The organism is Oceaniglobus sp. K40-3 (assembly GCF_055808395.1).
Window position 1 is genome coordinate 803,976 of the sequence record NZ_CM147868.1, and the last position, 12,291, is coordinate 816,266.

A 12,291-nucleotide genomic window follows, 5' to 3' on the forward strand; every position below is an offset into this window, starting at 1 on the left:
ACCATGAGCGACATCGTAATCCTGTCGGGCGCCCGCACGGCGATTGGCGCCTTTGGCGGGGCGTTTTCGCGCACGCCGCCCATTGATCTCGCCACAACCGTCAGCCGCGCCGCGCTGGAGCGCGCGGGGCTGGGCGCGGATCGGATCGGCCATGTGGTGTTCGGCCATGTCATCAACACCGAACCGCGCGACATGTATCTGTCGCGGGTCGCGGCGATAGAGGCCGGGGTTCCAGACCATGTTCCGGCCATGAATGTGAACCGGCTGTGCGGATCGGGGGTGCAGGCGCTGGTTTCGGCGATGCAGGCGCTGATGCTGGGGGATGCTGATTTCGCGCTGGCCGGTGGCGCCGAATGCATGAGCCGCGCGCCCTATATCCTGCCGACCGCCCGCTGGGGCGCGAAAATGGGCGATGTGCCCGTTGGCGATATGATGCTGGGCGCGCTGACCTGTCCGTTTGGCACCGGGCATATGGGGGTGACGGCGGAAAACGTGGCCACCGAACACGGGATCAGCCGCGAAGATCAGGATGCCTTTGCGCTGGAAAGCCAGCGTCGCGCCGCTGCGGCCATCACCGAGGGGCGCTTTGCCAGCCAGATCACGCCGGTTGCCCTGAAAACCCGCCGTGCAAGTGTGGATTTCGTGACCGATGAACACCCCAAGGCGACAACCCCCGAGGGGCTGGCCAAACTGCGCCCGGCGTTTCAGAAAGACGGCACCGTCACCGCAGGCAACGCCAGCGGCATCAACGATGGCGCGGCGGCCCTTGTTCTGGCCCGGCGCGACGCGGCCGAGGGCGCGGGCCTGACCCCCGCCTTTCGCCTGATCGGATACGCCCACGCCGGGGTGCGCCCCGAGGTGATGGGCATCGGCCCTGTTCCGGCAGTGCGCGCCCTGTTCGCCCGCACGGGCCTGAGCGCGCAGGATTTCGACGTGATCGAAAGCAATGAGGCCTTCGCGGCCCAGGCCATCGCCGTCAACCGTGCGCTGGAGCTTGATCCGGCAAAGGTGAACCCGAACGGCGGTGCCATTGCCCTTGGTCATCCGGTGGGCGCGACGGGGGCAATCATCACCGTCAAGGCGATGTATGAACTTGACCGCACCGGCGGCAGGCGGGCCCTGATCACCATGTGCATCGGCGGCGGTCAGGGCATCGCACTGGCGATCGAGCGGCTGTAGGGCGGCTCAGTCTAACCTGACGCTGCTGCGCGCCGAACGCCCCGCGCCATCAATCACCGACAGGGTGACAAAACCGTGGCCGGGGGCGTCTATCCATGCCTCGCGCCCGCTCAGTTTGCGCGCCACCGGGCGGCCATCGGACAGGATGGTGAAAGGCGGGCGTCCGGCGCGCAGTTTCACGACCAGTGGCCCGCCCTCCAGCGCCACCCGCGCACCATCGGGGGGAAAGGCAATCTTTGGGGCCGTGGCATCGGGGGCAAAGGCGGCGCTGCGGCTGGCGAAATGGCGCAGGGGCGCAGGCAGATCGGCGGTGCCAACCATCAGCGTTGCAGGGGGCGGCGGCGGCAGGGGTTTGCGCTGATCCGTCACACGGCCAAAGGCCTGAAACAGCACCGGCGCGGCCAGATTGCCGCCAAAGGCCCCCGGCACCGGGGTGCCATCGGGCCGTCCCATCCAGACGCCGATCACATATTGCCCGTCCCATCCCAGCGCCCAGGCATCCCGGTGGCCATAGGAGGTGCCGGTTTTATAAGCGATCTCGCCCCGGGGGGCGCCGGGGGCGGGGCAAGGCCCGACAGGATATCCCCCACATGCCACGCCGCCTCGGGCGACAAGATGCGCGCACCGGGGGGCGTTTCACCTTGCAGGGCGTGCAGGTTCACGCCCGTGCCACCATTGGCAAGCGTGGCGTACAGTTGCACCATGCCTTCCAGTGTCACCCCGACACCGCCCAGCACCAACGCCAGACCCGGGCGCCCGCCGGGCAGTTCGGCCTGCATCCCGCTGCGGCGCATCTCGGCCAGAATGCGGGCCGGGCCAACCGCCTCGGCCAGTTGCACGGCGGGCAGGTTCAGCGACAGTTGCAATGCCTCGCGCAGGGGCAGGGTGCCGCGAAACTGCCCGTCAAAATTCTGTGGCGCATAGGTGCCGAACACCATCGGCACATCGTCGATCAGGGTTTCGGGATGGGCCAGCCCCAAATCGAACGCCAGACCATAGACCAGCGGTTTCAGGGTCGATCCGGGCGAACGCAGGGCGTTGGTCATATCCACGAACCCCTGCCGTGGGTCGTTGTCATAATCCGCTGACCCCACATGAGCGAGGATGTCGCCCGTGTGATGATCGGCCACCACGATTGCGATCGACAATTGTTCGCCCTGCCCGGCGACGGCCTGCTTTGCCAGTGTCTCGATTGATTGCTGGGTTGCGCGGCGCAGAGTTGTTGTCTGCACCCCCGCAGCGGGCGCTGCGGCCAACAGGCGGTCTGACAGATGCGGGGCCAGCGCGGGAAACGGGCGGCGGGCGGTGGGGATCGGTTCGCGCGTCGCCGTGGTGGCGGTGTCGGCGCTGATCACCCCGGCGGCCTGCATCCGCGCCAGCACCCGGTTGCGTGCTGCACGGGCCGCATCGGCGTGGCGGTCCGGGCGGCGGGTTTCGGGCGATTGCGGCAGTGCCACCAAAAGCGCCGCCTGCGCCGGAGTCAGGCGGGCGGGTTCCTTGCCAAACCACGTCAGACTCGCGGCGCGCAGCCCTTCGACATTGCCACCGTAAGGCGCACGGTTCAGGTACAACGTCAGGATCTGAGCCTTGCTCAGCCGCCGTTCCAGCGCCAGCGCGACGCGGATCTGGCGCAGCTTGCCCGTGATTTCGCCGGTCGGCCCATCCTCCAGCAGGCGCGCGACCTGCATCGTCAGGGTCGACGCCCCCGAGGTCAGCCGCCCATGGGCCAGACTGCTGAGCGCGGCGCGCAGGGCGGCGCGCAGATCGACACCGCCGTGAGTGAAAAACCTTTTGTCCTCATAGGTCAGCAACATGTCGATAAAACGTGGATCGACGGCATCAGCGCCAAGGGCCAGCCGCCAACGTCCGTCCGCCACGGTATAGGCCCGCAGCAACAGCCCGTCACGGTCGCGGATTTCGGGGGCGGTTTCCACGGCCAGCGGCGGCAGTTCGGTGGTGGCGATCCAGTGATCGAACCGGTCACGCCCATACCCCGCCAGCGCCAGCACGACCGCCAGCGCAAACAGCAGCCGTTCAGGGCGCATCGACCGTCCCCTCCCACCCCGTGGGGTATCGGGTGACAAAGCCGCAAGGATGCAGCGCCAGATCGGCGGTGAACCCCGGCGATGTATAGGTCGCCGTTTCAGGCCCGGTCTGGTGATAGGTCTGGGCCAGGGTTTGCACCCGCCCCTCGGGCCACGAGAGCCAAAGCGCAGTTACCGGTTGCGGCTGATCCAGATCACCGGCAAGGCGGCGCAGGGGCAACAGGTTGGTGGCGGGGGTAAAGCCCAGATCGATGTCGATGCACTCATCTGACCCGGTGACCGGCGCACCATTCACCGCCCATGCGCCATTGCGCTGAAACCGCCAGCCCAGGGTTGAACCGCCAAAGGCGCCGGTCACATCGGCGCCAGTGGTGTGCCAGCCCTTGTCACAGCGCACCACATAATCCAGCGCCGCCGCCACGCCCGCCTGAACAAACCGCGCATGGCCAACCAACATGAAGCCTTCGGGTTCTTCCACCAGACGGCAGGTATCTTCGCCCGGGCCATCAAGGCGCCGCCATTTGGCGGTGGCCAGCACCCGGCCTTTCATGGGGTCACCGTCACCTGGCCGGTGGCGGTGCGGGCGCGGTAGCGGGGGCGATACATGTCTTTGACGCTGGCAGCCGGGTGGCGATAGGTGCCGGGCGACACGGCCCGCACCACATAGGCCAGCCGGAACGCCGTGTCCGACTGCCAGTTGACCGCCGACAAAAACCGGTCCGAGCGGAATTCGCTGTGTTCCACATCGTTCACGGTGTCCAGCCAATCCATCGCCCCCACTTCGCCCGAACGCAGCAGGTTGGGGTTGTCGATCTCAAACCCGGCGGGCAGAGGATCGTCGATGATCAGCCGCGCGTTGGTATCGGCAAAGGGTTGCACCGTCAGAACCGTCACCAGCCGAGTGCCCACGGCCACGCTCTCGGCGTTCACCGGGTCGCCCTCCATGGTGAAATAGGTCCGGTCGATGGCATAGCCTTCGCCGCCTTTCGGATCGGGCACTTGCGGCACGCCGAAGGTGGTCAGGGTCACTGTTGCCTCGGTATTGCCGGTGTTGGCAATCAGCACCGGATCGCTGGCGGTCTGGGCATCCAGCACCCGGATCAGCGGGCCGTCGGGGGCCTGACCGTTCACGGTCAAGGCCCCGCCTGTTGTGTCATCCAACAGGGCATTGGCGGCCAGCAATGACCACACCGCCTCTTGGGTCGACCGCTCAGGCCCGCCCTGAAGCGGGGCGATGGCATCGACCAACCGGTCGCGGTTGATCGCGGTGCTGCCGGCCTCGACCGCGAGGGTCAGCACCGCGGCATTGTCGCGCAGCCGGGTGCCGTAATCGGCGCGCCAGCGGCGCGGGTCGCTTACCGGTTGGGTCAGCATCCGCCCCGCTTGCGCAAACAGGGCATCGGCGCGGGTCGGGTCACCATAGCTGGCCAAGGCCGCGCCCAGTTGCGCCACGGCAAGGGGCGTGGCCAGATCGCCCGCCTTGACATCAGCATAGTACCGCAGATCGCCAATGGCCGCTGCCCCTTCGCGGGCCAGCACATAGAGGGCATAGGCGATGTCTTCGCCCCCATCATCGAAATCAGGGGCGTAGTTCACCCGGTTGCGCAGGTTGTCCAATGCCTGACGGAACGCGATGTCGGGCACCGCGATTCCCTTGGCCCGGGCGCGCGACAGGAAATCGGTGACATAGGCATCAAGCCAGAAATCCCCCGACGACGGCCCCCACAAACCAAAGCTGCCACCCGAACTTTGGTTATCCAGCACCCGGCTGACCGCCTGTTCGATCCGTTCGCGGATATGGTCGCGGGTGCCAAGGCCCATGGCCCGCGCCACATCATCAAGATACAGCAGCGGCAATGCGCGGCTGGTCACCTGTTCGGTGCAGCCATAGGGGTAACGATCGAGCGCCGTCAAAAGGCCGGGACTGTCGAACCGCGCCAATGGCCCGGCTGTCAGGGTGGCACTGCCCGATCCGGGGCGAAAGCCGGAAAACACATCTGAATCAAACGTGAACGTGTCACCGGCAGCAAGGGTGAACCGGCTGGTGCGGTGGGTTTCGGGATCGTTCAGGCGCACCGGCAGCGTGAGCTGCTTGGTCAGGTGTTTGCCCTCGGGCGTCGTCAGGGCAACCTCGATGGTGTAATCGCCCACCTCGCCCGCCGTCACCGGCACGCTGAACACCTGCTTTTCCCCATCGCCCAGGGGGAATTGCGCGGGCAGGGCGGCAGTGTCCAATGTTACCCCGGCCCCCCACGCTGAGCGCGGTCATACCGGTGGGGCCGGTGGCATGGACCACCTCAAGCAACAGGCGCGACTGATCACCGGGGGCCAGAAACCGGGGCAGGGTGGCGGTGACGACGACCGGGTCGCGCACCAGAACATCCGTTTGCGCCTGCCCGACGCCACTGTCGGACCAGGCCACGGCCATCAGGCGCATGGTGCCGTTGAAGGCGGGCAGATCAAACGTGGTGCGCACCATGCCGTCGGTTCCCACCTCAAGCGGGCCACTGACAAGGGCGAGCAGCTTTTCCGTGGGCGGTGGCGATTGCATCTGCATTCCGCCTGCCGCATCGCCCCCCGAACGCACCCGGCCCATGGCGCCGGTGTTGCCATCAATCAACCGGCCATACATATCGCGGATCGCCACGCCCAGTTTGCGCTGGCCAAAGTAATAGCCAGACGGATCGGGCGATTGAAACCCGGTCAGGTTCAGGATGCCCAGATCAATGGCCGCGATGCTGACCCATGCCGTTTCGCCCGGCGCGATATTGTCGACCTTTAGCGCCACCTCAAACGGTTGGCGCGGTTGCGCCTCGGGGGGGACATCGAAACTGGCGCGCAATTGCGCCGCGCCCGGATCGACGGGCGCATAGGACAGCCCCAGCGCGCGGCCCGGCGCGGTTTCGCTGGCCTTGTCCGAGGGGCGCAGAACCGTGGCCGCCACATAGGCACCCGGCCCCCAATCTTCGGTTACGGGGATTTCGACGGTGTTTTCGCCCTTGGCCACATCGACCGCGACCATATCAATCAGCCGGTCCGACATGACCGTGACCAACGCCTTGCCTGCGTAGCGCGGCACAAGGCGCAGGGTGGCGGTATCGCCCACATTATAGGCGGGCTTGTCCAGTGACACCTCAAGCGTATCTGGGGTATCGACAGCCGAGGCGGCGGTGTACCATCCGGCATAGAATTCCATCGAGCTGACGGCATAGGTTTCGCCCAGCCGTTCGACCTTTACCTCATAGCGGCCCCATTCGACGGGGGTGGAGACATTGACCGGGTCAGCCCCCAGCGTCGCCTCGCCGCTGGCGATGCGGGTGCGGTGGGTGATCGGCTCCCACTCCCAGCGGCCATTGAGCGAATACCATTGATAGTGCCGCTCAACCCGGTTGACGGTCCAACGGACGGGAATTGGCGCTGTGGCATTGGCGGCGATCAGGCTGAACCCGGCGTCGGTGTTTTCGGGCAGGGTGCCGTCAAAGGCGGGCCTGATTCCGATCATTGGCGCGGCGGGGGCGATGGCGCGGGTGATGCTGCGCTCAATCGGGCGGCCCGACCCCTCTTTGATCTGTGCGGTGATGCGCGCCTCAAGGGGGCGGGCGGTGGCGTCGATTTCGGGGAACAGCAGGGGCAGGATGGCGCGCCCCTGCGCGTCGGTTGTCGCACCGTTCAGATACCGGGTTTCAGGGCGCAGAGGTTGATCATACTGGCCAAAGTGATAGCCGGGAAAACCGTCAAGGGTTTCGGTCGGGGCAAGGCGCACATTCGCCGCGACCGCCAGATCGGCACCGGGGGCACCGAACAGATACCGGGCATCCACCGTCAGCGCGGCGGGTGCGGCCAGTGACAGCGGCCCGTCGGGCAGGGTCAGATCGGCGTCGATCCGTTCGGGCAGGAAATCCTCGATCAGCACTTGCTGGCTGGCCAGGGGCGGAGCGTCCGGGTCGGCGTGGACATCCAGCCGCCATGTGCCGCGCGCCACATCGCCCCCGGTGGGCAGGCGAAACATATGCCCCCCGCATGGCCGGTGGCCGAAAGCGTGCGAGAATATTCCACCCCGTCCGGGCGGTGCAGGATCGCGGTCAGCGGCACATCGGAAATGGCATGGGCCGAGGCATCGCGCAGCAGGGCAGTGGCGACAATGGTGTTTCCGGCCCGGTATGCGCCCCGGTCGGTGGTCAGGAAAAGATCCATCGGCCCGGCGGGCGCGCGCCCGGCGACACCGCGATCAGACAGGTCGAATTCGGGGTCGGTGAGCGGCAGGAACGCCATATCCGCATCACCGTTTTCCGCCAGCAACAGGGCAGGCGCCGCGCCGCCGGTGCCACGGGTCAGGCCCACGGGGAACAGGGCATGCCCCTTGTCATCGGCCATGGCGGTGCCCAGCACGGCGTTGGCGCGTGACAACAGGGTCAGCTTGACCCCCGCCACGGGATCGGCACTGGCCAGTGAGCGGACAAAGGCGTGCAACCCGTCGTTGCCCGACAGGGTGGTCATGCCCAGATCGGACACGACAAACCACTGGGTGGCGGGCGGATTATCGTAAGGATCGGCGCCGGGAATCGAGGCCTGCACCGCATAAATCCCGGTGGACAGATCACCGGCCACCTCACCCAAAGGCAGGCGGGTGGTCATGTCGCGGTTCAGTTCCATCTGCACTTCGCCCTTGCCGCGCCAGATTTCTTGGCTCAGCTCATTGGCGAATTCGTCTTGCCGATAATCGGGCACCGGCGCGCCGAACATCCGGTCCTGAATGGCGCGGATCACGTTGCGATCGGAAATCTTGCGCAGCACCAGATCGACCTCGGTGAGGTTGACCGTGACGATGGGCAAGGCCACATCGCCCCCCGCAGGCAACACATAGCCGCGCCCGGCAAACCGCGCCACGGGCGAACGATCACGCACATAAAGGTTAAGCACCACGGATTTGGCCAGAACCTCGCCCGAGGCGGCAGGCAGCCCCTCGCGGAAGGTCACGCGATAGCGCCCGCCATGTTCGACGCCTTCAAGGCACAGCTTGGTGTCTTCGACATCGACGGCCAGCCCGGACACTTCGGTCTGCACGAACGGCGCGTAATCGACCCCGGCCTGCACCAGCGGTTCGTTGAATTCGGCACAGATGCGCGGGCTGGCCAGATCGCTTTCCACCTCATGTTCGGCAATGCGGAAACCGAATTTTCCGATGGCATCGTCCAGTGCCGTGGCCAGATCATCGCGGGGCGACAGGCTCTGGGCCAGACGCAGGGCGGGTATCATCGCGCGCCCCCGGTTGTTGCGCTCCAGCGCGTCGGCCATCACCGACAGGGCCGACACCCGCAGCGGCACCGTTCCGGCCCGCAGATAGCCGTTGATCGCATCGCTCAGGGCGTGTTCGCGGTACGTGCGCCGCTTGCGCGAGATCGCTGGTTTCGACACTCAGGCCAAGGCGGGCATATTCAACCCACAGATCGGCGGCGTCGGTCTGACCCAGCGCCATACCGGTAAAACGCAACGCGCCCAGGGTGTTGCCATTGGCGCGGGCATCGCGGGCGGATTGCAGCAATTCCACCGCTGTCAGGCCGGTGTTGGTGTGGCGCCCGGGCAGGGCGACGGATTCGGTCAGGGCGGCGGTAAAATCCTGTGGTTCCAGAAACGAAAGCTCGCCTCGGCGCTGTTCGGCTCTGGTCAGCATTTCGGGGGTTTGTTCGATCACTTCGGCGGAAAATGCCCCCTGATAGGGTTGCCGGTCAGTGACCGAGGATTTGGTGAAACAGGCGTTTGAACGGGTGTTGAAGGTGAAGGCGCGGCACTGCCCATCGGACAGGCAGGCGGTGCGGCAAACCTGATAGGTGGTGTCGAAAATCGATTGCAGATCACCGCCGAAAAAATCGGTGTCGCGGCTGACCGACAGCCGCCGTTCGGGAATCGCCGGGTCGGCCAGCGCGGGCAGAGAGGCCATCAGAAACGACAGGACGAGAAAAAGCAGGCGGGCCATGGGAAACCTCGATGAAATACAATGGCCCATGCTGACACATGCGCGCCAAGTCTGACAAGGAGTCGTGGCATGTCTCGTTTAAGACAATGTTTACGTGAATCGCTGATGGTCGGTTGAAAGACATGCGGAAATTGCCGTCAGGGCGTATAAATATGGACCTAGCCTCGCTTCTTGCCAATGAACGCCGCGCCCGTCTGGCCGCCGAACGGTTGCTTGACATGCGCCAGCGCGAGCTGAAAACCGCCAATCGCAAGTTGGCCGATCACGCGCGCGGGCTGTCACAACAGGTGATCGAAAAACGCGGCGAGATGGAAACGATCCAGACCCAGACCGACAGTCTGCGTGATGAATATGTCCAGACCCGCGACGATCTGGCGCGGGCGAATTCGGCGACGGAGCGCGCGGAAACGCGGCTGTGGATGGCCCTGCAATCGGTGCGCGACGGATTTGCCCTGTTTGACTCCGATCACCGGCTGGTGGTGGCAAACGACCCGTATCTCGCGGTGTTTGAAGGGCTGGAATGTGTGCGCCCGGGCATCACATATGCCGAAATCGTGCAAATACTGGTGGAGGAAGGGATCGTCGATACCCAGGGGGCGCCCGGCCCGTGGGTTGAGCAGATGATCGAACGCTGGCACAGTCCCAAGCCGGCAGCTTTGGTCTTGCGCCTGTGGAACGGTCAGTTCGTGCAGTTGGTTGACCGGAGCACCCCTGACGGGGGCCGGGTTTCTCTTGGGGTGAACCAGACCGATCAGTTGCGCATGTGGGCCGCCGTCGCCGCAATTCCCGACGGGTTTGTCCTGTTCGATCAAGAGGATCGCCTGATCATGTGCAATGATCAATACCGTGATCTTTACCGCATGCCCGAAGCCGAAGTGCCTTATGGCACCACCTTTGAAGAAATCCTGCGCCTCAGTCTGAAACGCGGCCAGATCACCGGTGCCATTGGATGCGAAGAACAATGGTTGGAGGATCGGTTGAACCAACATCGCCGCGCTGACAGCATCATTGAGCAGCGGTTGGATGATGGCCGGTGGCTGCGCATCATGGAAAAGGCAACGCCGGACGGGGGCCGTGTCGGGCTGCGTGTCGATATCACCTCGATCAAGGCGCAGCAGGCCGCGCTTGAGGCCGAGCGTGAACGGGCCGAGGCCGCCAGCCGTGCGAAATCAGCGTTCCTGGCCAACATGAGCCATGAAATCCGAACGCCGATGAACGGTGTTGTGGGCATGGCGGATCTGTTGCAATCCAGCGCCCTGACGGCGGAACAGGAAATCTGTGTCAGCACGATCAAATCCTCTGGCGAAGCATTGCTGGCGATCCTGAATGACATTCTCGATTTTTCGCGCAACGAGGCGCGCAAGATGCCGCTGACGCCCAATCCTTTCGATCTTGAGGATTGCGTGAACGGGGTGGTGCGCCTGTTGCAGCCAACGATCACAGACCGCGACATCGTCATGGGTGTCGATTTTGCCGTGGATCAGCCCCCAACGCTGGTCGGGGATGCCGGGCGTATCCGGCAAATTCTGATTAATCTGGTGGGCAATGCCCTGAAATTCACTGAATCCGGGCGCGTTGATATTCTGGTTTCCCCCACCGACGATGGCCAAACCCGGATCGAGGTGCGCGATACCGGGATCGGCATTCCCGAAGACAAGTTTGATCATGTGTTCGGTGAATTCAATCAGGTCGAGGATGATCGCAACCGCCGCTATGATGGCACCGGTCTGGGCCTTGCGATCTGCCGTCAGTTGGTCACGCAGATGGGCGGTGAAATCGTGCTGACATCAACGCTGGGCGCCGGCAGCCGTTTTGTGGTGACTTTGCCGTTGGCTGCGGCGCCCGATCATCCGGTCGACGTTGACAGCCCCATCACCCGTGCCCCCGACAGGGACGGGGCAGGCAGACTCCGGGTTCTGGCAGCCGAGGATAACAAGACCAACCAACTGGTGTTGCGCAAGATGCTGAAGGATGCGGATATTGACCTGAACCTCGTTTCTAACGGTGCCGAAGCCGTCGCCGCGTTTCAGGCAGAACGGCCCGATCTGGTGTTCATGGATATCTCCATGCCCGGCATGGATGGACGCGAGGCGGCGCAACTGATCCGCACCTTTGAGGTCGAAAATGATCTGCCCGGCACCCCTATCGTTGCCATGACGGCCCACGCCATGGACAGCGACAGGGCCGAGATCGCCAGCGCCGGGATCGACCATCACCTGAGCAAGCCGCTCAATCAACAGGGCCTGCTTGAACATATCGAAAGGGTGCGCGCGGCGCGTCGGCCCTCGGGATAATCGCGCAGGAACACAGGGCTGTCCGGGGCCGACAATTCCGGCGCATGGGCATAGCCGCCAGTCTCGAACTCCAGAATCCCTTGTGGATCGGTTATCCGGTTCTGCACGATATGGCGCGCCATGGCGCCCCGGGCCTTTTTGGCGAAAAAGCTGACTATCTTTGCCTTGCCGTCCTTCAGCTCCATGAACTGCGGTGTGACCACCCGCAGGTTCAGCGCCTTGCGATCCACCGCGCCAAAATATTCCTGGCTCGCACAATTGATCAGGGTGTCGGCCCCCACCGCCGTGGCCTGAGCATTCAGTGCCTTGGAAATGGTGGTTCCCCAGAAATCATAAAGCGTCCTGCCCCGGCGGGTTTTCAACCGGCTGCCCATCTCAAGGCGATAAGCCTGAATCGCATCGCGCGGGCGCAACACCCCGTAAAGCCCCGACAGGATGCGCAGATGGTCCTGCGCCCAATCCATTTCGTCCGGCTCAAGGCTCCCGGCCTCCAGCCCCATATAGGTGTCACCGGCAAAGGCCAGCGCGGCGGGTTTGCTGTTGTCGGCTGTCGGTTCGGTTTCAAAGGCGCGAAACCGGTCACGATTCAGCCGCGCCAGATCGTCAGACAGATCCATCAACCCCTTGAGTTGGGTCAGTGTCAGCTGCCGGGCATGGGCGGCAAGCCGGTTTGCCTCGGCATGAAAATCGGGTGTGGTCACCGCGCCGCGCGCCACGTCCCAGTTCAGCCGCTTGGCCGGCGAAATTACGACAAGCATCCCTATCTCCCTCTGTCCAGGGCATCAGATATCAGGCAGGC

4 protein-coding genes and 2 pseudogenes are annotated in these 12,291 nt (G+C 64.8%); 2 read left to right on the forward strand and 4 right to left on the reverse strand.

Annotated elements, in window-relative coordinates; translation table 11 throughout:
• Nucleotides 1–3 precede the first annotated feature (3 nt).
• On the forward strand, nucleotides 4–1,179 hold the full coding sequence (locus AC0L7P_RS04235) for an acetyl-CoA C-acyltransferase family protein (RefSeq protein WP_473434633.1): 1,176 nt from the start codon (nucleotides 4–6) through the stop codon (nucleotides 1,177–1,179).
• Between the two features lie 6 nt (nucleotides 1,180–1,185).
• Here AC0L7P_RS04235 and pbpC read toward each other — a convergent pair.
• The 3 genes and pseudogenes from pbpC to AC0L7P_RS04250 all read right to left on the reverse strand — a co-directional run bounded on the left by pbpC (nucleotide 1,186) and on the right by AC0L7P_RS04250 (nucleotide 9,198).
• Nucleotides 1,186–3,224 (reverse strand): annotated as a pseudogene (gene pbpC, locus AC0L7P_RS04240) (penicillin-binding protein 1C).
• Entirely contained in the window at nucleotides 3,214–3,774 is a 561-nt protein-coding gene (locus AC0L7P_RS04245; RefSeq protein ID WP_473434634.1) for a putative glycolipid-binding domain-containing protein, read from the reverse strand. Before AC0L7P_RS04245 ends, pbpC begins: the two are co-directional and overlap by 11 nt.
• Nucleotides 3,771–9,198 (reverse strand): annotated as a pseudogene (locus AC0L7P_RS04250) (alpha-2-macroglobulin family protein). The gene AC0L7P_RS04245 and the pseudogene AC0L7P_RS04250 overlap by 4 nt, the downstream one beginning before the upstream one ends.
• A gap of 152 nt (nucleotides 9,199–9,350) precedes the next feature.
• On the opposite strand from AC0L7P_RS04250, the gene AC0L7P_RS04255 reads away from it, so the two are divergent.
• Nucleotides 9,351–11,492, forward strand: coding sequence for a hybrid sensor histidine kinase/response regulator (locus AC0L7P_RS04255; RefSeq protein ID WP_473434635.1), 2,142 nt, complete (start codon nucleotides 9,351–9,353; stop codon nucleotides 11,490–11,492).
• Here the strand turns inward: AC0L7P_RS04255 and yaaA are convergent.
• Nucleotides 11,432–12,250: a peroxide stress protein YaaA gene (yaaA, locus tag AC0L7P_RS04260; protein WP_473434636.1), complete on the reverse strand. Its 819-nt coding sequence runs from the start codon at nucleotides 12,248–12,250 to the stop codon at nucleotides 11,432–11,434. The genes AC0L7P_RS04255 and yaaA overlap by 61 nt on opposite strands.
• Nucleotides 12,251–12,291: the final 41 nt, after the last annotated feature.